Origin of the sequence: Streptomyces humidus (assembly GCF_014649655.1) — a bacterium.
GTDB classification, from domain to species: domain Bacteria; phylum Actinomycetota; class Actinomycetes; order Streptomycetales; family Streptomycetaceae; genus Streptomyces; species Streptomyces humidus.
This window is the reverse complement of record NZ_BMTL01000001.1, coordinates 348,533-369,647: the sequence shown is the minus strand read 5'-3', so window position 1 is coordinate 369,647 and position 21,115 is coordinate 348,533. Positions and strand designations below refer to the sequence as shown.

Annotated in this window: 15 protein-coding genes and 1 tRNA gene; 14 read left to right on the top strand and 2 right to left on the bottom strand. The window is 73.6% G+C overall.

All coding sequences use genetic code 11. From position 1 onward, the window contains the following. Positions 1 to 46 precede the first annotated feature (46 nt). From IE239_RS01655 to IE239_RS01645, 3 genes are all read left to right on the top strand, one after another. Positions 47 to 2,425, top strand: coding sequence for a HelD family protein (locus IE239_RS01655; protein WP_190147368.1), 2,379 nt, complete (start codon positions 47 to 49; stop codon positions 2,423 to 2,425). A 349-nt stretch (positions 2,426 to 2,774) separates the two neighbouring features. Next, positions 2,775 to 4,193 carry an NAD-dependent malic enzyme gene (locus tag IE239_RS01650; RefSeq protein WP_190147367.1) on the top strand — a complete coding sequence of 473 codons (1,419 nt, stop codon included), beginning with the start codon at positions 2,775 to 2,777 and terminating at the stop codon, positions 4,191 to 4,193. Between the two features lie 298 nt (positions 4,194 to 4,491). Continuing rightward, positions 4,492 to 4,773: an HU family DNA-binding protein gene (locus IE239_RS01645; protein WP_004000874.1), complete on the top strand. Its 282-nt coding sequence runs from the start codon at positions 4,492 to 4,494 to the stop codon at positions 4,771 to 4,773. Positions 4,774 to 4,850: 77 nt separating this feature from the next. On the opposite strand, the gene murA is transcribed toward IE239_RS01645, so the two are convergent. Then, the gene (murA, locus tag IE239_RS01640) at positions 4,851 to 6,197 is read right to left on the bottom strand and encodes a UDP-N-acetylglucosamine 1-carboxyvinyltransferase (protein WP_190147366.1); all 1,347 of its coding nucleotides are present in this window, start codon (positions 6,195 to 6,197) and stop codon (positions 4,851 to 4,853) included. A gap of 292 nt (positions 6,198 to 6,489) precedes the next feature. On the opposite strand from murA, the gene IE239_RS01635 reads away from it, so the two are divergent. The 8 genes from IE239_RS01635 (at position 6,490) to IE239_RS01605 (ending at position 16,416) form a co-directional block, all read left to right on the top strand. Beyond that, a complete protein-coding gene (locus IE239_RS01635; protein ID WP_190147365.1) occupies positions 6,490 to 7,062 on the top strand; it encodes a YqgE/AlgH family protein in 573 nt (190 codons plus the stop codon). A gap of 42 nt (positions 7,063 to 7,104) precedes the next feature. Then, entirely contained in the window at positions 7,105 to 7,404 is a 300-nt protein-coding gene (locus IE239_RS01630) for a DUF3039 domain-containing protein (protein WP_069773379.1), read from the top strand. Between the two features lie 417 nt (positions 7,405 to 7,821). Beyond that, positions 7,822 to 9,453 carry a beta-N-acetylhexosaminidase gene (locus IE239_RS01625; protein ID WP_190147364.1) on the top strand — a complete coding sequence of 544 codons (1,632 nt, stop codon included), beginning with the start codon at positions 7,822 to 7,824 and terminating at the stop codon, positions 9,451 to 9,453. Positions 9,454 to 9,702: 249 nt separating this feature from the next. Beyond that, positions 9,703 to 10,596, top strand: a complete 894-nt coding sequence (locus IE239_RS01620; RefSeq protein WP_190147363.1) for an FAD binding domain-containing protein — start codon at positions 9,703 to 9,705, stop codon at positions 10,594 to 10,596. Further along, a complete protein-coding gene (locus IE239_RS01615) occupies positions 10,593 to 12,386 on the top strand; it encodes a 2Fe-2S iron-sulfur cluster-binding protein (protein ID WP_190147362.1) in 1,794 nt (597 codons plus the stop codon). The genes IE239_RS01620 and IE239_RS01615 overlap by 4 nt, the downstream gene beginning before the upstream one ends. After that, complete coding sequence (locus tag IE239_RS01610; RefSeq protein ID WP_190147361.1) at positions 12,383 to 14,692, top strand: xanthine dehydrogenase family protein molybdopterin-binding subunit; 2,310 nt, start codon at positions 12,383 to 12,385, stop codon at positions 14,690 to 14,692. Before IE239_RS01615 ends, IE239_RS01610 begins: the two co-directional genes overlap by 4 nt. Next, positions 14,689 to 14,820: a hypothetical protein gene (locus IE239_RS42890; protein ID WP_268254483.1), complete on the top strand. Its 132-nt coding sequence runs from the start codon at positions 14,689 to 14,691 to the stop codon at positions 14,818 to 14,820. Before IE239_RS01610 ends, IE239_RS42890 begins: the two co-directional genes overlap by 4 nt. Positions 14,821 to 15,144: 324 nt before the next feature. Then, a complete protein-coding gene (locus IE239_RS01605; RefSeq protein ID WP_229877668.1) occupies positions 15,145 to 16,416 on the top strand; it encodes an SUKH-4 family immunity protein in 1,272 nt (423 codons plus the stop codon). A 237-nt stretch (positions 16,417 to 16,653) separates the two neighbouring features. Here IE239_RS01605 and IE239_RS01600 read toward each other — a convergent pair. After that, positions 16,654 to 16,728 (bottom strand) — tRNA-Cys (locus IE239_RS01600). A 222-nt stretch (positions 16,729 to 16,950) separates the two neighbouring features. On the opposite strand from IE239_RS01600, the gene IE239_RS01595 reads away from it, so the two are divergent. The 3 genes from IE239_RS01595 to IE239_RS01585 all read left to right on the top strand — a co-directional run bounded on the left by IE239_RS01595 (position 16,951) and on the right by IE239_RS01585 (position 20,816). Continuing rightward, on the top strand, positions 16,951 to 18,435 hold the full coding sequence (locus tag IE239_RS01595; protein ID WP_190147359.1) for an MFS transporter: 1,485 nt from the start codon (positions 16,951 to 16,953) through the stop codon (positions 18,433 to 18,435). A 91-nt stretch (positions 18,436 to 18,526) separates the two neighbouring features. Further along, a complete protein-coding gene (locus IE239_RS01590; RefSeq protein WP_190147358.1) occupies positions 18,527 to 18,760 on the top strand; it encodes a hypothetical protein in 234 nt (77 codons plus the stop codon). 256 nt (positions 18,761 to 19,016) lie between these two features. After that, positions 19,017 to 20,816 (top strand): DEAD/DEAH box helicase, encoded by a 1,800-nt coding sequence (locus IE239_RS01585; RefSeq protein ID WP_190147357.1) that lies wholly within the window; start codon positions 19,017 to 19,019, stop codon positions 20,814 to 20,816. Positions 20,817 to 21,115: the final 299 nt, after the last annotated feature.

Sequence of the window (21,115 nt, the reverse complement as noted above, 5' to 3'; positions counted from 1 at the left end):
CTTCGCGTACGGTTGACGGCTGCCCAGCACGTCAGAAGGGGGCCCGGTGGCCGTTCAGGCACAGCAGGAGACCGCGGTCGGATCGGTTGAGGAAAACGCGCCGGATTCGGTGCGGGACCGAGAGATCAACGTCGAACAGGAACACCTCGACCGGGTGTACCGACGCCTCGAGGAGAAGATCCACGAGGCCGAGTTCCTCATGAACGACGCGGCCCAGCGCGGCCAGGTCGGCACGCCCGGCGCCCTCGCCGAGCGGGACGCGCAGGTGTTCCGCGCCGGAGTCCACCTCAACCGGCTGAACAACGAGTTCGAGGACTTCCTCTTCGGACGGATCGACCTGCTCCTCGGCAAGGACGGCAAGAAGGGCCCGGACGGCGCGTACACCGCCGTGGAGCCCGCGGAGGGCGCCGTGCGGCCCGACGACACCGCCGACATCGCCGAGACCCTCCACATCGGCCGTATCGGCGTCCTCGACTCCGAGTACGCGCCGCTGGTCATCGACTGGCGGGCGCCCGCGGCCGCCCCCTTCTACCGGTCCACGCCGGTCGACCCGGGGCGCGTCGTACGGCGTCGCGTGATCCGCTCCAAGGGGCGGCGCGTCCTCGGCGTCGAGGACGACCTGATGCGGCCCGAGCTCAGGGCCTTCCTCGACGGCGAGCAGCTGCCGGTCATCGGCGACGGCGCCCTCATGGCAGCCCTCGGCCAGGCCCGCGGCCACACCATGCGCGACATCGTCGCCTCCATCCAGGCCGAGCAGGACCTGGTCATCCGCGCCCCCGCCGCCTCCGTGACGTACGTCGAGGGCGGTCCGGGCACCGGCAAGACCGCCGTCGCGCTGCACCGGGCCGCCTACCTGCTCTACCAGGACCGGCGCCGGTACGCGGGCGGCATCCTGATCGTCTCGCCCACCCCCCTGCTCGTCGCCTACACCGAGGGCGTGCTGCCCTCCCTGGGCGAGGAGGGCCAGGTCGCCGTCCGCGCCATCGGCTCCCTCGTCGACGGCGCCGAGGCCACCCTGTACGACTCCCCGGCGGTGGCCCGGGCCAAGGGGTCGTACCGGATGTTGAAGGTGCTGCGCAAGGCCGCGCGCGGAGCGCTGGAGAGCGGCGGCCGGGCCCCCGCCCAACTGGCCTTCGGCGACCCCGACGACGAGGCCGGTGAGACCCCCGCGTCCACCGGGACGCCGACCCGCCTGCGCGTCGTCGCCTTCGGCCGCCGTCTGGAGCTGGAGGCCGCCGACCTCGACCGCGTCCGGCAGAGCGCCCTCAGCGGCACCGCCCCGGTGAACCTGCTGCGTCCCCGCGCCCGCAAGCTTCTCCTGGACGCCCTGTGGGAGCGCTCCGGAGCGGCGGGCCGGCACAGCGACCCCGAGCTCGCCGCCGAACTGCGCTCGTCCTTCGACGAGGACGTGAGCACCGAGGACGCGTTCATCGCCTTCCTCGACGCCTGGTGGCCCGAGCTGACCCCGCAGGCCGTTCTGGAGGCCATGGCCGACGAGCGCAGGCTCGGCCGCTGGGCCCGTCGCATCCTCAACCCCGGCGAGGTCCGCAAGGTCGCCCGTTCCCTCAGACGGGACGGGCTCTCCGTGCACGACATCGCCATGCTCGACGAACTCCAGGCGGTCCTCGGCGTCCCGGCCCGCCCGCGCAGGAGACGCGAGCTCGACCCGCTGGACCACCTCACCGGCCTGGAGGAGCTGATGCCGGTGCGCGAGGAGACCCAGCGCGAGCGGGCCGAGCGGCTCGCCCAGGAGCGCACCGAGTACGCCCACGTCATCGTCGACGAGGCGCAGGACCTCACCCCGATGCAGTGGCGCATGGTGGGCCGCCGCGGCCGGCACGCCACCTGGACGGTCGTCGGGGACCCGGCCCAGTCCTCCTGGTCCGACCCCGACGAGGCTGCCGAGGCCCGCGACGAGGCCCTCGGCAGCCGCCCCCGCCGCCGCTTCCGGCTGACGGTGAACTACCGCAACCCGGCCGAGATCGCCGAGCTGGCCGCCAGGGTGCTGGCCCTGGCCATGCCCGGCGCCGAGTCCCCGTCGGCGGTCAGGTCGACGGGTGTCGTGCCCCGCTTCACAGCCGTCCGCGGCTCCCTGGCCTCGACGGTGCGCGCGGAGGCCGAACGCCTCCTGGACCGCGTGGACGGCACCGTCGGCGTCGTCGTCGCGATGAACCGCCGCGAGGAGGCCGGGCGCTGGCTGGCCGGCCTCGGCGACCGCGTGGTGGCCCTGGGCAGCCTGGAGGCCAAGGGCCTGGAGTACGACGCCACGGTCGTCGTCTCGCCGGCGGAGATCGCGGACGAGTCGCCGGCGGGCCTGCGGGTGCTGTACGTGGCGCTGACCCGGGCCACCCAGCAGCTCTCGGTGGTGTCGGGGGACCGGGACGAGCCGGACGCGAACGGCGTGCCCGACCTCCTCAGGGACTGAGGCTCGGGGACCGAAGAATTCCGAACGGTTTCTGTGAAGTCCGCGGACGGGAATGGTCTTCGGCCATCCGTTTGTTAGCCTGGACGTGACACCGGCCCGATCCAAGCCCCCGGGCCCAACCTTCGTCGCTACGAGCGACCACTTGCCGCGAGGCGAGCATGGCGGGTCGGTGTCATGAACGTCGGAGAGGCCCACGTCACCTGGTGTCGTGGGCCTCTTCCCCGTGCGTCTCCCCTGTGCGTCTCCGAGAACAAAACGATCGCAATAAGGTGCGGCTTTCACGTACTCGTCGGTAGGTGCGACGATCGGACGGCAAACCCGCGATCCAGCAGTGCAGAGGAAGTCGGCCATGGCAACGGCGCCCAGCGTCTCCTACTCGATGACGGTCCGGCTGGAGGTGCCCGCGAGCGGAACCGCGGTCTCCCAGCTCACCGGGGCCGTCGAGTCCCACGGAGGCTCGGTGACCGGCCTCGACGTCACCGCCTCCGGCCACGAGAAGCTGCGCATCGACGTCACCATCGCGGCGACCTCCACCGCGCACGCCGACGAGATCGTCGAGCAGCTCCGCCTCATCGAGGGCGTCACCCTCGGCAAGGTCTCCGACCGTACGTTCCTGATGCACCTCGGCGGCAAGATCGAGATGCAGTCCAAGCACCCCATCCGCAACCGTGACGACCTCTCGATGATCTACACGCCGGGCGTGGCCCGCGTCTGCATGGCGATCGCCGAGAACCCCGAGGACGCCCGCCGCCTCACGATCAAGCGCAACTCCGTTGCGGTCGTGACGGACGGCTCGGCCGTGCTGGGCCTCGGCAACATCGGCCCGAAGGCCGCGCTGCCCGTCATGGAGGGCAAGGCGGCCCTCTTCAAGCGGTTCGCCGGCATCGACGCCTGGCCGCTGTGCCTGGACACCCAGGACACCGACGCGATCGTCGAGATCGTCAAGGCCATCGCCCCCGGCTTCGCGGGCATCAACCTGGAGGACATCTCCGCCCCCCGGTGCTTCGAGATCGAGGCCCGGCTGCGCGAGGCCCTCGACATCCCCGTCTTCCACGACGACCAGCACGGCACCGCGATCGTCGTCCTCGCCTCCCTGACGAACGCCCTGCGTGTCGTGAGCAAGGGCGTCGGCGACGTGCGGGTCGTCATGTCGGGCGCGGGTGCGGCCGGCACGGCCATCCTCAGGCTGCTGCTGGCGGCCGGGGTGAAGAACGCGGTCGTCGCCGACATCCACGGCGTGGTGCACGCCGACCGCGAGGACCTCGTCGACGCGGCCCCCGACTCGGCGCTGCGCTGGATCGCCGACAACACCAACCCCGAGGGCCTCACCGGCACCCTGAAGCAGGCGGTGCGCGGCGCGGACGTCTTCATCGGCGTCTCCGCCCCGAACGTCCTCGACGGCGACGACGTGGCCGCCATGGCCGAAGGCGCGATCGTGTTCGCGCTCGCGAATCCGGACCCGGAGGTGGACCCGGCGGTCGCCCGTCGGACGGCCGCGGTCGTGGCCACCGGCCGCTCCGACTTCCCCAACCAGATCAACAACGTGCTGGTCTTCCCGGGCGTCTTCCGCGGCCTGCTGGACGCGCAGTCCCGGACGGTCAACACCGACATGATGCTCGCGGCCGCGAAGGCCCTGGCCGAGGTCGTGAGCGACGACGAGCTCAACGCGAACTACATCATCCCGAGCGTCTTCAACGACAAGGTCGCGGGCGCGGTGGCGGGTGCGGTGCGGGAGGCCGCGAAGGCGGCGGGCGCGTCCGCCTCGTAGGCTCTGCGGCACGGCCCGTGGGGGCCACGGCGGCTGTGAGGATCGCCACGGCGGCCCCCGCGACGGCGCGTCGCGGAACCTCGCGCCGTGAGCGGCCCTCTAGGGTTGCGGCCTGGCGCGCCTTCGTGTGACACACATGGGTTGTCTCACGCCTCCGTGCGGGTGCCGGATTGGCTTTCCCGCCGCAGGTAGGGGCAGGATGCGTCTCTGGGCGCGAGCACAACGACTTCGCTGTGCCCCACATGCGGCTCCGCCGCGTGGCACGCCTCAACGGCAAGAAGAACACGGGAGTAACAACATGAACCGCAGTGAGCTGGTGGCCGCGCTGGCCGACCGCGCCGAGGTGACCCGCAAGGACGCCGACGCAGTGCTGGCCGCGTTCGCCGAGGTCGTCGGCGACATCGTCTCCAAGGGCGACGAGAAGGTCACCATCCCCGGCTTCCTGACCTTCGAGCGCACCCACCGTGCCGCTCGCACCGCGCGCAACCCGCAGACCGGCGACCCGATCCAGATCCCGGCCGGCTACAGCGTGAAGGTCTCCGCGGGCAGCAAGCTCAAGGAAGCCGCCAAGGGCAAGTAAGCGCCTCCGCTGAGAACGCTGATGGGGCGGTACCCGGATCCCGGGTACCGCCCCATCGTGGTGCGTGCGGCCGGCTCCTAGCCGAGTGCCTTGCCGGGGAGCTCGACCTTCGCGCCCAGCTCCACGAGTTTGTCCATGAAGTTCTCGTAGCCGCGGTTGATGAGGTCGATGCCGTGGACGCGCGAGGTGCCCTGGGCCGCGAGGGCGGCGATCAGGTACGAGAAACCGCCGCGCAGGTCGGGGATGACCAGGTCGGCGCCCTGGAGCTTCGTGGGACCCGACACGACCGCGGAGTGCAGGAAGTTGCGCTGCCCGAAGCGGCAGTTCGAGCCGCCGAGGCACTCGCGGTAGAGCTGGATGTGGGCGCCCATCTGGTTGAGCGCGGAGGTGAAGCCCAGCCGGGACTCGTAGACCGTCTCGTGGACGATCGACAGGCCCGTGGCCTGCGTCAGGGCCACGACCAGCGGCTGCTGCCAGTCGGTCTGGAAACCGGGGTGGACGTCCGTCTCCAGCGCGATGGACTTCAGGTTGCCGCCGGGGTGCCAGAAGCGGATGCCCTCGTCGTCGATCTCGAAGGCGCCGCCCACCTTGCGGTAGGTGTTCAGGAACGTCATCATCGAGCGCTGCTGGGCGCCGCGGACGTATATGTCGCCCTCGGTCGCCAGCGCCGCGGACGCCCAGGAGGCGGCCTCCAGACGGTCCGACAGGGCCGCGTGGTTGTAGCCGCCGAGCTTGTCGACGCCGGTGACGCGGATCGTGCGGTCGGTGTCCATCGCGATGATGGCGCCCATCTTCTGCAGCACGCAGATGAGGTCCTCGATCTCCGGCTCCACGGCCGCGTTCGCGAGCTCGGTGACGCCCTCCGCCAGGACGGCCGTCAGCAGCACCTGCTCGGTCGCGCCGACCGACGGGTACGGCAGCACGATCTTCGTGCCGCGCAGCCGCTGCGGGGCCTCCAGGTACTGGCCGTCCTCCCGCTTCTCGATCTTCGCGCCGAACTGCCGCAGCACGTCGAAGTGGAAGTCGATCGGCCGGCCGCCGATGTCGCAGCCGCCGAGGCCCGGGATGAACGCGTGGCCGAGGCGGTGCAGGAGCGGGCCGCAGAACAGGATCGGAATCCGGCTGGAACCCGCGTGGGCGTCGATGTCGGCGACGTTGGCGCTCTCGACGTAGGTCGGGTCGAGCACCAGCTCACCCGGCTCCTCGCCCGGACGGACCGTCACCCCGTGCAGTTGCAGCAGGCCGCGTACGACGCGCACGTCACGGATGTCCGGCACGTTGCGCAGCCGGCTCGGCTCACTGCCCAGCAGGGCGGCGACCATGGCCTTGGGTACGAGGTTCTTCGCACCGCGGACTCGGATCTCGCCCTCGAGCGGGGTTCCGCCGTGGACAACCAGTACGTCGTCAGAGCCGTTGACGGTCATGTGTCTCGCGTTCCATGGATGGTGGATTGGGCAGGGGCCGTTGGGGGGTCGGGGCAGGGCCAGAGCAGACAGAGTAATCGCCGTCGCCCCCTCCGCCGTAAGCCCGAGGACCGCCCAGCGGCGTCATGGCTGTGTCACAACACGAACCGTTTCCCCGCGGACACGCACGGTCATCGTCGGCTGCCCGTCTCGGCCCCGTGCGCCCGCACCGCACCCACGCGCCCGACCTGCCCTCACCTCCGTGCCCCGCACCCGTTCCCCACTTCAGGGAAGATGCGGGATCATGTCTGGCATGACCGAGGTGTCCTCGCTCACAGGACGGCTGCTCGTGGCGACGCCCGCCCTGGCGGACCCGAACTTCGACCGCGCGGTGGTGCTCCTTCTCGACCACGACGAGGAGGGCTCCCTCGGCGTCGTCCTCAACCGGCCCACCCCGGTGGGGGTGAGCGACATCCTGGAGGCCTGGGCGGACCTGGCCGGCGAGCCGGGCGTCGTCTTCCAGGGCGGCCCGGTGTCCCTGGACTCGGCCCTCGGGGTCGCCGTCATCCCCGGCGGCGCGGCCGGGGACGGGGCCCCGCTCGGCTGGCGCCGGGTGCACGGCGCGATCGGCCTGGTCGACCTGGAGGCCCCGCCGGAACTCCTCGCCTCGGCCCTCGGCTCCCTGCGGATCTTCGCCGGATACGCCGGCTGGGGCCCCGGCCAGCTGGAGGACGAGCTGGTCGAGGGCGCGTGGTACGTCGTGGAGTCCGAGCCCGGCGACGTCTCCTCGCCGGCGCCCGAGAGGCTCTGGCGCGAGGTGCTGCGCCGGCAGCGCAGTGAACTGGCGATGGTGGCCACCTATCCGGACGACGCCTCGCTCAACTGATGCGCGTGAGCATCCCCGCCCGGCTTCAGTACGCTTGGCGCCATGAGCACTCTTGAGCCTGAGACCCAGCCCCAGCGAGGCACGGGGACGGGGACCCTCGTGGAGCCGACGCCGCAGGTGTCGCACGGCGACGGGGACCACGAGCGCTTCGCCCACTACGTCCAGAAGGACAAGATCATGGCGAGCGCCCTCGACGGGACGCCCGTCGTGGCGCTGTGCGGCAAGGTCTGGGTGCCCGGCCGCGACCCGAAGAAGTACCCCGTGTGCCCCATGTGCAAGGAGATCTTCGAGTCCATGGCGGGCGGCGGCGACGACAAGGGCAAGGGCGGCGACAAGAAGTAGCCCGCTCACTTCCCCGAGGCCCTCGGGGCGCGCTCCGGCGCGTCCGGGGGGCCTCGGCGTGCCCGTCGTCGCGTGTGGTGCGCCGCGCGGGTCGTCGCCCGTGATTTCCCCGGCGCCCGCGGCGACGCATTCCGGTTCGCCCTCCCGCCCCCCTTCCGGGCCGCCGCGCCGATCCTGTTCCAGGGGGCTTGCGGCGCCTTCTCGCCGCCCTTTCGGCATGCGCGCCGAAAAGGGCTCGGAAAGCGGTTCGGGATGCCCGCGGGGACCCTTCCGGAGCCCTGCGGAGGGCCGTGGAACGAGGCGTACGCGCTTTCCGCGGAGACGGGCCGCACGGTCACGGCCATTCCGGTTCTGGTTTCCTCGTACGCGCACAGCGAAGAGTCCGGTCCGCGCACCGGACGGAGCGGTCAGGGACTGATGACGGATCTCGTTCCGGCGCCCCGGCGCCTCGTCCGCGGCCACCGCGGCCGGGGCCGTCTTGACGAGCGGACCCGGCTGGAGGCGGGGCCCGGCACCGAGGGCGTCGCGCGCTGGCTGCGGGCGACGGTCGGCGCGGCGACCGGCCTCTCCCTCGCCGGGCACGGCGACGGCGGGGGGCGCATCCTGCTGGCCGTCGACCCCGCGCTGCCCCCGGAGGGCTACCGGCTGCACCTCGGCGGTGACGACCAGGTGATCGCGGGCGGCAGCGCGGCCGGCGTCTTCTGGGGAGCGCAGACGGTGCGGCAACTGCTCGGCCCCGACGCCTTCCGCCGGGCTCCGCTGCGACCCGGCCGGCAGTGGGAACTGCCGGAGGTCACCGTCGAGGACGCCCCCCGCTTCGGCTGGCGCGGTCTCCTGCTCGACGTGGCCCGGCACTTCATGCCCAAGGAAGGCGTCCTGCGCTGGCTGGACCTGATGGCCGCGCACAAACTCAACGTCTTCCACTTCCATCTGACCGACGATCAGGGCTGGCGTCTGGAGATCAGAAGACATCCCCGGCTGACCGGGACCGGGTCCTGGCGGGCGCGCACGAAATTCGGCCATCGTGCGTCGCCCTTGTGGGACGAGAAGCCGCACGGCGGCTTCTACACCCAGGACGACATCCGGGAGATCGTCGCGTACGCCGCCGAGCGGCATATCGCCGTCGTCCCGGAAATCGACGTGCCCGGCCACTCGCAGGCCGCCATCGCCGCATATCCGGAACTCGGCAACACCGACGTCGTCCCCGCCTCCGGGAAGGCGGGCGCCGCCCCCGCCGTGTGGGACACCTGGGGGATCAGTCCTCATGTGCTCGCCCCCGCCGAGAGCACCCTGCGCTTCTACGAGGGGGTGTTCGAGGAGGTCCTGGAGCTGTTTCCGTCGGAGTTCGTCCATGTGGGGGGCGACGAATGCCTCAAGGACGAGTGGCGGGCCTCGCCGGCCGCGCAGGCGCGCATCAGGGAACTCGGGCTCGACGGCGAGGACGGGCTGCAGTCCTGGTTCCTCGGCCACTTCGACACATGGCTCTCCGCGCGCGGGCGCCGGCTCATCGGCTGGGACGAGATCCTGGAGGGCGGCCTGGCGCCGGGTGCGGCGGTGTCGTCCTGGCGGGGATACGCCGGCGGGATCGCCGCCGCGCGGGCCGGGCACGACGTCGTCATGTGCCCCGAGCAGCAGGTGTATCTCGACCACAGGCAGCACGACGGCCCGGACGAGCCCGTGCCGATCGGCTACGTCCGCACCCTGGAGGACGTCTACCGGTTCGAGCCCGTTCCGCCGGAACTGACGCCCGAGGAGGCGCGGCACGTGCTCGGCGCCCAGGCCAACCTGTGGACCGAGACGACGGAGGACCAGGCGCGCGTGGACTACCAGGCGTTCCCCCGCCTCGCCGCCTTCGCCGAGGTCGCCTGGAGCGCCCTGCCCGCGCCGGCCGAGCGGGACTTCGCCGGCTTCGAGCGGCGGATGCAGGCCCACTACGGGCGGCTCGACGCCCTGGGCGTCGGCTACCGTCCGCCGTCCGGGCCCCGGCCGTGGCAGCGGCGGCCCGGCGTCCTCGGGCGTCCGATCGAGGGTCCGCCCCCGAACCGGTGATGCCGTCAGCCCCGAGCGTGCGCGGAGGACAAACCCGGCGGGATCCCCGAAGAGTGGCAGTTCGCGCATACCGGTAACGACGTGCGAAAGCGGACCATCTCCCGGGTGACGTGGGCGAATGGCTCCTGGCCGACCCCCGCGTACCGGTGGGGCGAAGATGTGCCAGAGTTGCCACGTCCGCCCTGTCAGCACGTACCGTACGGCAACACAGGTGGGACCAGGTGGGGCAGCGGGAAGGGGCAGCAGGTTTTGAGCACGCACGCACCGCAGGCGGCGCAGGCCGTCACGCTGCCCACGACCCTGGACGAGGCCGTGGCCGCGCTGGCCGCCATGCCCGCCGCCGTGCCCGTGGCGGGCGGCACCGACCTGATGGCAGCCGTCAACTCCGGGCAGCTCAGGCCCACCGGTCTGGTCGGTCTCGGCCGGATCAGCGAGATCCGCGGCTGGCAGTACCAGGACGGCCACGCCCTGCTCGGCGCCGGACTGACCCACGCGCGCATGGGCCGCCCCGACTTCGCCGCCCTCATCCCGGCGCTCGCCGCCGCGGCGCGCGCCGCGGGACCGCCGCAGATCCGCAACGCGGGCACCCTGGGCGGCAACATCGCCTCGGCCGCCCCCACGGGCGACGCGCTGCCGGTGCTGGCCGCGCTGGAAGCGACCCTCGTCATCGCGGGCCCGGGCGGAGCCCGCCGGGACATCCCGGTGTCGCACCTGCTGGCCGGCATGGACATGCTGCGCGGCGGCGAACTCATCGGGTTCGTGCGCGTGCCGCTGCTGCACGCCCCGCAGGTCTTCCTCAAGGCCACCGGACGCACCGGTCCGGGCCGTGCGGTGGCCTCCGTGGCGCTGGTCCTCGACCCCGCCCGGCGCGGCGTCAGGTGCGCCGTCGGCGCCATAGCGCCGATGCCGCTGCGGCCGCTGGAGGCCGAGCAGTGGGTCGCCCGGCTGATCGACTGGGACAACGGCCGCGCCGTCGTCCCGGAGGCCCTGACCGCCTTCGGGGAGTACGTGGCCGCGGCCTGCATCCCCGACGCGACGCCGGGCGTGGACGGGTCCGTCCCCGAACTTCCGCCCGCCGTACTGCACTTGCGGCGCACCGTCGCCGCGCTGGCCCGACGAGCACTGGGGAGGGCGCTGTCGTGACCGACGACCAGCACGGACCCGGACACGGACAGGACAACGGGCAGGACCAGGGCGCGCCGCAGGGCGGCAGCCGCTGGGACCCGCTGCCCCAGGGGGACTACGACGACGGCGCGACCGCCTTCGTCAAACTCCCCGAGGGCGGCATCGACGCCTTCCTCGCCGCGCGCGGGGACAGCCCGCTCGCCGCGCCGGGCCACGGGTACGTGCCGCCGCAGATAGCGGTCGCGCCCCCGGAGGACGCCTCCGCGACCTGGGCCGCCCCGGCCGGCGCCAATGACTGGCCCGCCCCGCAGGGCACCCCGCAGACGGTCGGCGACGACCGGTTCACGTACCACCCCGGCGCGACCGGCCAGTGGGCTTTCGACGACGCCTCGGCGCCCCCCGGCGCACCGCCGTCCGCACACGCCCCCGGCCACGACGTGACCGGCCACGACGTGACCGGCCAGTGGTCGATCCCCGTCGCCGGCGGCGACCTGCCCGACGAATCCGGCGAGTTCACCACGTCGTCCCTGGTCGAGCAGTGGGGCGGCGGCACGCCCCCCGCCACCCTGCCCGGCGGCGCCGCCGCACCCTGGGCGACGGGCGCGCCCGACCCGGCGGAGGGGCCCTGGGGGCCGCACACCGACCAGACCGGCCGGCCGGTCGCGGACCAGCCCCCGTTCGGCCACACCCCGGAGCACACGCCCCCGCACGGCAGCGCCGGGCACGCGCCGCCGCACGACCCCGGCGCAGCGGAACACGACCGCCGCCGCGCCGCCCCCGAGCACCCGGAGCACCCCGGGCCGCACGCTTCCGGGACATACGCGCCGGAGATCTCCCCCGACGCGTACACGGTGGCCCCGGACGGCCCCGCGGAGGCCGCTCGACAGCCCGCCGGGACCGAGGAGAGCACCGAGCCCGCCGAGGGCCCCGACCATGCCCGGCGGGCCCTCCACGGCCCCGCCGAGCCGGCCCCGGAGCCCGCCGCCGCGCACCCGGACGCCGCCGCCCCGTCGGACACCCCCGAGGACGCCCCGGCCGCCGCCGACGGCCCGGACGCCCCCGGGTCCGCCCCGGAGCCCGACGCGGCCGCCGAGCCGGACCCGCACCGGACCCCGGCGGACGCCGACGATGCCGAGGCCCCCGACGACGCCCCGCCGCCCTTCCACGAGGAACACCCCCTCGCCGCCTACGTGCTGCGCGTCAACGGCTCCGACCGGCCCGTCGCCGACGCCTGGATCGGCGAGTCCCTGCTCTACGTCCTGCGCGAGCGCCTCGGCCTCGCCGGCGCCAAGGACGGCTGCTCGCAGGGCGAGTGCGGGGCCTGCAACGTCCAGGTGGACGGCCGGCTCGTCGCCTCCTGCCTCGTCCCGGCCGTCACCACCGCCGGCAGCGAGATCCGCACCGTCGAGGGCCTCGCCGTCGACGGACAGCCCTCCGACGTGCAGCGGGCGCTCGCCCGCTGCGGGGCCGTGCAGTGCGGCTTCTGCGTGCCCGGCATGGCGATGACCGTCCACGACCTGCTGGAGGGCAACCCGGCGCCCACCGAACTGGAAGCCCGGCAGGCGCTGTGCGGCAACCTGTGCCGCTGCTCGGGATACCAGGGCGTCCTGCGGGCCGTCCAGGACGTCGTGGCCGAACGCGAGGCGCACGCCGCCGCGGACGCCGAGACGGACGGCGACGAGGCCCGTATCCCCCATCAGGCGGGCCCGGGCGGGGGCGGCGTCCATGTGTCGGCCTTCGAGAACCCGGCGCAGCCCCACCCGCACGACCCGGCGTACGGACAGGGTCAGGACGGAGGCCAGGCGTGAGCAACGAAGCAGTCATCGCTACGAGCCCCGTGGAGGCCGCTCCGCCCCCCGAGCCGCTCCCGCACGGCATCGGCGCCTCCCTGCAGCCCGCCGACGCGCGCGCGAAGACCGAGGGCACCTTCCCGTACGCGGCCGACCTGTGGGCCGAGGGCCTGCTGTGGGCGGCCGTGCTGCGCTCCCCGCACCCGCACGCGCGCATCCTGTCCGTCGACACGTCCCACGCGCGGGAGATGCCCGGCGTACGCGCCGTCGTCACCCACGAGGACGTCCCCGGCCGCGCCCTGCACGGCCGCGGCACGGCCGACCGGCCGGTGTTCGCCTCCGACGTCGTGCGCCACCACGGCGAGCCCATCGCCGCCGTCGCCGCCGACCACCCGGACACCGCGCGGATGGCCGCCGCGGCCGTCATCGTCGAGTACGAGGTGCTCGACCCGGTCATCGACCCCGAGCTGGCCTTCGAGGCCGAGGCCCTGCACCCCGACGGCAACCTGATCCGGCACATCCCGCTGCACCACGGCGACCCGTCCGCGATCGGCGAGGTCGTCGTCGAGGGCCAGTACCGCATCGGCCGCGCCGACCCCGCCCCGATCGGCGCCGAGGCCGGCCTCGCCGTGCCCCGTCCCGACGGCGGCGTGGAGCTCTACCTGGCCTCCACCGACCCGCACACCGACCGGGACACGGCCGCCGCCTGCTACGGCCTCGACCCCGAACGGGTGAAGATCGTGGTCACCGGCGTGCCCGGCGCCACCGCCGACCGCGAGGACCAGGGCTTCCAGCTCTCCCTCGGCCTGCTCGCGCTGAAGACCGGCTGCCCGGTGAAACTCACCGCCACGCGCGAGGAGTCCTTCCTCGGCCACGCCCACCGGCACCCCACCCTGCTGCGCTACCGCCACCACGCCGACGCCGAGGGGCGGCTGGTGAAGGTCGAGGCGCAGATCCTGCTCGACGCGGGCGCCTACGCCGACACCTCCGCCGAGGCCCTGGCCGCCGCCGTCTCCTTCGCCTGCGGCCCCTACGTCGTCCCGAACGCCTTCATCGAGGGCTGGGCGGTGCGCACGAACAACCCGCCGTCGGGCCATGTGCGCGGCGAGGGCGCGATGCAGGTCTGCGCCGCCTACGAGGCGCAGATGGACAAGCTGGCCAAGAGGCTCGGCGTCGACCCGGCGGAGCTGCGGCTGCGCAACGTCCTGGCGACCGGTGACGTCCTGCCGACCGGGCAGACGGTGACCTGCCCGGCCCCCGTCGCCGAACTCCTCCAGGCCGTCCAGGAGTTCCCCCTCCCGGCGCTCCCCAAGGACATGCCCGAGGAGGACTGGCTGCTGCCCGGCGGCCCCGAGGGCGCGGGCGAACCGGGCGCGGTCCGCCGGGGCGTCGGCTACGGCCTCGGCATGGTGCACATGCTGGGCGCGGAGGGCGCGGACGAGGTCTCCACGGCGACCGTGAAGGTGCAGGACGGCGTCGCCACGGTCCTGTGCGCGGCGGTGGAGACCGGTCAGGGCTTCACGACGCTGGCCCGCCAGATCGTCCAGGAGACGCTCGGCGTCGACGAGGTGCACGTCGCGCCCGTGGACACCGACCAGCCGCCTGCGGGCCCCGGCTGCCGGGGCCGCCACACCTGGGTCTCCGGCGGCGCGGTGGAACGCGCGGCGAAGATGGTCCGCACCCAGCTGCTCCAGCCCCTGGCGCACAAGTTCGGCATGTCGACGGAACTGCTGCAGATCACCGACGGCAAGATCACCTCCTACGACGGCGTCCTGTCGACGACCGTCACGGAGGAGATGCGGGGCAAGGAGCTGTGGGCGACGGCGCAGTGCCGCCCGCACCCCACCGAGCCCCTGGACGCGGCCGGCCAGGGCGACGCCTTCGTCGGTCTCGCCTTCTGCGCGATCCGCGCGGTCGTCGACGTCGACATCGAGCTGGGCTCGGTGCGGGTCGTCGAACTGGCGGTCGCCCAGGACGTCGGCCGGATCCTGAACCCGGCACAGCTCACCGCGCGCATCGAGGCGGGCGTGACTCAGGGCGTGGGCATCGCGCTCACGGAGAACCTGCGCACCCCGCGCGGCCTGATCCGCCACCCCGACCTCACCGGCTACGCGCTGCCCACGGCCCTGGACGCCCCCGACATCCAGATCGTGAAGCTGGTCGAGGAGCGGGACGTGGTCGCGCCGTTCGGGGCGAAGGCGGCCAGCGCGGTCCCGGTGGTCACCTCGCCCGCGGCGATCGCCTCCGCCGTGCGCGCCGCGACGGGCCGCCCGGTGAACCGGCTGCCCATAAGGCCCCAGGCGGCGGTGGTGACGGACCGATGAGCGAGCCGGAGCCGGACCCCGGACAGCGCTACGAGCCCCCGCCGGGCGTGGGCAAGCTGCTGGCCTGGATCCTGCTGTTCGTGGTGGCGGCGGTGGCCGTGGTGCTGGGCGGCGTCTACTTCACCTGAGAGCCCGGCCGAGAGCCCGGCCGAGAGCCCCGGTTCCCCGGTCGAGACTCCGCCGAGCGCCCGCCTGAGAGCCCGCCCGGGACTTGGCCCGGGACTCCGCCCCGTGGTGCGTTCACCCAGCGGCGAACGGGCCGTGAACGAACCTGGGGAACTCAGGGGCCTGCTCGGACGTCTGTCAGTGCGGACCGGTGTCGGGCGGGCCGGGGCGGCCTGTCGCTGGTCACAGCCGTTGTCAGTGGGTCCGCATAGGCTGCGGAGCAGTGGGACGGCGCACGCAACTTTCCGCACGGGGGACCGATGGGCACGACCAGGACCACCACCGCCATGACGACCAGACCGACGATCACCTTCACCGAGGACGAGCTGAACCCGTACGCCACGCATGGATCGACGCACCACCGGCCGACCGGTCCAGGCCTGCCGCCCGGCCTGCCTGGCCTGCCGCCCGGCCTGCCGCCCGGCCTGCCTGGCCTGCCGCTCGGACTGCCCGGACTGCCGGGAGACGGCGGCCGGTTGACGTTCGGAGCGCCGCACACGGACCGTCTGCGCACCCAGGGCCTGCGCGTCCAGGGCCTTCGAGCCCAGGGCCTGCGCACGGTCGCCGACACCACGGTTCACTCCGAGGGCCGTTCGACCGTCCTGCCCGACTGGGCCAGGGGTGACGGGGCGAGACTCGACGGGGCGAGGGGCGAGATCCCGACGACGTACTTCCTGCACGACCACCCCGACCTGACGAACGCCCGCCCGCTCGCGCCCTCCCTCGAGAAACTGGTCCGCTTCGCGACGGCGGTGGACGAACTGGCGGCCCTGCGCGGCCAGTTCGCCTCCTACGCCGGCCGGCTCGGCCCGAAGGCGGTGGCCGAGGCGACGCGGCGACTGCTGGCGGTGTTCGAGGCGGGCGCGACCGGCACGGAGCGCGCGCAGGGCGCGAGCGACGGATCCCGCGGGCGCGACGGTTCCGGTGAGTCCGGCCTCTTCCGGAAGCTGGCCGCGGTGATCCGCCCGCTCGCTCTGGCGGCCGGCCCCTGCACGGCGTCCGGCCTCGCTCTGGACCTCCCGGCCCGTCTCCTGGACGAGGAGTTCGGCTCCGGCGAGGTCGTCCGTTTCGACGCCGTCGACTTCCCCCGGGCGCTCACGCACGTCCCGACCCGCCGTTTCCTGCGCGAGCGGGGCCTGCCGGAGTCGGCGGTCCGGTTCTCGCTGGAGACGGACATGCCCCTGCAGACCCTCGCCGAGTACCGCGCGGAGGGTCGTGGCGGCGCCCTGACCGGGCAGTGGTTCCCGGCCGGCGCCGACCGGCTGATCCGGCTGGGCAGCCTGTCGGCGGACACCGGCCTCGTCCTGGACGGCGCCACGGGCGCGGTGTTGGTCTGGAGTGAACCGGACGGCGGCCTGCGTCCGCTCAACGCCGACATCGCGACCCTGGCCTTCACCTTCTGGCTGATCCGCCGCGAGAGCGGCCTGGAAGCGGTGCACGCGCTGACCGAGGCCTACGGCCGGCTCGCCGACTCGATGTGCCGCACCCTGGCCGCGGCCGAACCGACCGACTGCCCCCGGGTGTTCGACGACGGGACGGGCGCAGAGCTGTACTCCTGACCCGGCACCGGCCCGGCCGGCGGCCGGGACCGCCCACCACCGACGGGACACGCGCGTCACCGGACGCCCGTCACCGCGACAGGGGCCCGTCCGGTCCCGTGGCCGGTCCCGTGACCCGGCTTCCGGCCGACGACCGACGGCCTCTGCTAAACGGGCTGACGACCACTCACCCGGCCCGCGCACGCACGCAGGGACGACCCCCCGGGGGCTGCCTTGCGTGCCGCCCGGCCGGGCGACTGGAGGCCGTGGCGGGAATCGAACCCGCGTAACTCGCGTTGCAGGCGAGTCCCTGAGCCACTCGGGCACACGGCCGGGTCGGGAGGGGTTCTCGTAGAGCGCCCCGTCCGAACTTGGCACGCCGACCGTACGGGCCGGGTGGGAAGGGGCTCAAGAGCTGCGCCGGGGCCGCAACGGGACTGCCATACGCCGTTCATGGAACGGGCGGGGGGCACGTGGTCGTAGGACCAAGGTCCCGTATGCGGACCCGTCCCCCGACAGGGGCAGATGTCGGTCCTGCCCCTTACGCTGGCGACCATGGCCGCCCTCGAACCCCGCGACGCCGATGTCGCAGACGAAGTCCTGTCCCACGCCGCGAGGCACGACGAAGACGGGACCGTCCTCGGGCGGGCCCACCGGGCCCTCACCGTCGGGATCGTCTCCGTGGTGCTGCTCATCGCCTTCGAGGCGACCGCCGTCGGGACCGCGATGCCGGTCGCGGCGCGGGACCTCGACGGGGTGTCGGTGTACGCGTTCGCGTTCTCCGCGTACTTCACGACGAGCCTGTTCGGGATGGTGTTCGCCGGACAGCTGTCGGACCGGCGGGGGCCGCTCGGGGCGCTGGGGGGCGGGATCGGGGCCTTCGCGGCGGGGCTGCTGCTGTCGGGAAGCGCCCAGGTCATGTGGGTGTTCATCCTCGGCCGGGCCGTGCAGGGACTCGGCGGCGGTCTGGTGATCGTCGCGCTGTACGTCGTCGTCGGACGGGCCTATCCGGAGCGGCTGCGGCCCGCGATCATGGCCGCGTTCGCCGCCTGCTGGGTCGTGCCGTCCGTGGTCGGGCCCCTGGCCGCCGGCGCGGTGACCGAGCAGCTGGGGTGGCGTTGGGTGTTCCTGGGGATACCCGTCCTCGTCGTCGGACCGCTCGCGCTGGCACTGCCCCAGATTCGCCGGCGGGCGGGCGGACCCGTGGAGGGGACGGCCGTGCCGCCCTTCGACCGGCGGCGGATCCGGCTCGCCCTCGCCATCTCCCTCGGTGCGGGGCTCCTGCAGTACGCCGCCCAGGATCTGCGGCCGGTCTCCGCCGTGCCCGCCGCCGCGGGGCTCGCGCTGCTCGTGCCCGCCGTGCGCGGGCTGCTGCCGCGCGGAACCTGGCGGGCGGCCCGCGGTCTGCCCTCCGTCGTGCTGCTGCGCGGCGTGGCCGCCGGGTCCTTCATCGCCGCCGAGTCCTTCGTGCCCCTGATGCTGGTGACGCAGCGGGGGCTGAGCCCGACCCTGGCCGGGTTCTCGCTCGCCGCCGGCGGCGGCACCTGGGCGTTGGGGTCGTGGCTGCAGTCGCGGCCCTGGGCGGAGCCGTATCGCGAGCGGCTGATGGCGCTGGGGATGGTGCTGGCGGCCGCCGCCATCGCCGCCGCGCCCAGCGTGCTGCTGCCCGCCGTGCCCGCCTGGACGGTGGCCGTCGCCTGGGGCTTCGGGTGCTTCGGGATGGGGCTCGTCATCTCCTCCACCAGCGTGCTGCTGCTGAAGCTGTCGGCCCCGCGGGAGGCGGGCGCCAACTCCGCCGCCCTGCAGATCTCGGACGGACTGTCCAACGTGCTGCTGCTGGCCATGGGCGGCGCCGCCTTCGCCGCGCTCGGCGGCGGGAGCGTCGCGCACGCGCCGGCGGCCGTGGCCGCGGCCGACGGCGGCTCGCATCCGGCCGCCTTCGCGGCCGTCTTCCTGCCGATGGCCGCGGTGGCGCTCGTCGGAGCCTGGGTGACCACCCGCCTGCACTCCCGGGACCCGCGGCACGCCACCGCTGTATGACCGCGGCCACCCCGAGCCCGCGCGTACGCACCGGCCCCGGAGAACCGACCTCCTGAAGCACCGGCCGCAGGCCGGGGCGTTCGTCGTCGCCTTGACCACCCCTCGTCGACGGCGGCGAGCGGCCGCGCGGCCCGCGGCGGCGGCCACGGTTCTCTCGCCGCTCGCCGCTCGCCGCTCGCCGCTCGCCGCTCGCCGCTCGCCGCCCGCCGCCCCCGTCGGCCTCGCCGACTGCGCCCAGGGCGCGGCGTACGGCCTGGTCATCGGCGTGACGCCGGACGCGGAGTCCGCGGTCCCCGCGGTCGCCCGGCCGCTGCGGGCGTTGTGACCTGGATCCCAACCACGGGCGACCGCGCGTCGTTCGCGCGTCGGCACCGCCGGGCCGCCGGTAGGGTGGCCCGGTTGTCATCCGCAGCCGAGCCGTTCGTCCACCGGGACGCCGCCGGCCCGAACACCTCCGCGCCCGTCCGACTGTCCGCCCCGTCCGACTGCCCGCCCGTCCGACTGTCCGCCCGAACATCCGCTTGCGCCCTTCCGACGCGCTTCGCGCGGACCCTCTTGATTCGACCCCGAACCCGGAGACCGTGACCATCACCGCCGCCACCAGCTCCTCCTCCCACCACCTGTCGCCCGCCTTTCCCGGCCGCGCCCCCTGGGGCACCGCCGGCAAGCTGCGCGCCTGGCAGCAGGGAGCGATGGAGAAGTACCTCCAGGAGCAGCCGCGCGACTTCCTCGCCGTCGCCACCCCCGGCGCCGGCAAGACGACCTTCGCGCTGACCCTCGCCTCCTGGCTGCTGCACCACCACGTCGTGCAGCAGGTGACCGTGGTCGCGCCGACCGAGCACCTGAAGAAGCAGTGGGCGGAGGCGGCCGCGCGGATAGGCATCCGGCTGGACCCCGAGTACAGCGCCGGGCCGCTCAGCAAGGACTACCACGGCGTCGCCGTGACATATGCGGGCGTCGGCGTACGGCCGATGCTGCACCGCAACCGGAGCGAGCAGCGCAAGACCCTCGTCATCCTCGACGAGATCCACCACGCCGGAGACTCGAAGTCCTGGGGCGAGGCCTGTCTCGAGGCCTTCGAACCCGCGACCCGCCGCCTCGCGCTCACCGGCACGCCGTTCCGCTCCGACACCAACCCCATCCCCTTCGTGACGTACGAGGAGGGCAACGACGGGATCCGGCGGTCCGCCGCGGACTACACGTACGGGTACGGGTCCGCGCTCGCCGACCATGTCGTGCGGCCCGTCATCTTCCTCTCCTACAGCGGCAACATGCGCTGGCGGACGAAGGCCGGGGACGAGATCGCCGCCCGCCTCGGCGAGCCGATGACGAAGGACGCGATCAGCCAGGCCTGGCGCACGGCCCTCGACCCGCGCGGCGAGTGGATGCCCAGCGTGCTGCGCGCCGCCGACCAGCGGCTCACCGAGGTCAGGAAGGCCATCCCGGACGCCGGCGCGCTCGTCATCGCCTCCGACCAGGACTCCGCCCGCGCCTACGCCAAGCTCATCCGGGAGATCACCGGCTCGAAGGCCACCGTCGTCCTGTCCGACGACACCGGCGCGTCCCGCCGCATCGACGAGTTCAGCGGTGGCACCGACCGGTGGATGGTGGCGGTGCGAATGGTGTCCGAGGGCGTCGACGTGCCACGCCTCGCGGTCGGGGTGTACGCCACCACCATCTCCACCCCGCTCTTCTTCGCCCAGGCCGTCGGCCGCTTCGTGCGGTCCCGCAGGCGCGGCGAGACCGCCTCCGTCTTCCTCCCCACCGTGCCCGACCTGCTCACCTTCGCCAACGAGATGGAGGTCGAGCGCGACCACGCCCTCGACAAGCCGAAGAAGGAGGGCGAGGAGGACCCGTACGCCGAGTCCGAGAAGGAGATGGACGAGGCGAACAAGGAGCAGGACGAGGACACCGGCGAGCAGGAGCAGTTCGCGTTCGAGGCGCTGGAGTCCGAGGCCGTCTTCGACCGGGTGATGTACAACGGGGCCGAGTTCGGCATGCAGGCCCACCCGGGGAGCGCGGAGGAGCAGGACTACCTGGGCATTCCGGGGCTGCTCGAACCCGACCAGGTGCAGCTGCTGCTGCAGAAGCGTCAGGCCAAGCAGATCGCGCACAGCAGGAAGAAGCCCGACAGTGAGGCTGACCTGCTCGAACTGCCCGCCGAGCGGCGACCGGTCGTCTCTCACAAGGAGATGATGGAGCTGCGCAAGCAGCTCAACACGATGGTCGGCGCGTACGTCCACCAGAGCGGCAAGCCGCACGGTGTGATCCACACCGAACTGCGCCGTGTGTGCGGCGGACCGCCCAGCGCGGAGGCGACGGCGGGACAGCTGCGGCAGCGCATCGCCAAGGTGCAGGAGTGGGCGACCCGGATGCGGTGAGACCCCGCTTCCCGGCGTCTCCCGGATCTCCCGGAGCCTCCCGCGGTCTTCCCGGAGCGGGCTCGGTCCGCCCCCAGGGCAGGGCTCGCGCCGGGAGCCGTGCACCGTACGTATCCGGATAAATACGGGAAGGGCACACCGGTCACTGACCGGATTCTGGACGGAGCCTTCCGCTCAGCGAACCTGCTTCGCTACTGTCCCGCTACGCACACGCCCCGTGGCAGCGCCGCCGCGGAGCGCAGCCGTGAAGCGACCGGACCCGGACACGCCGGACCCGTCTGCCGATCGGCGGCCTCTGT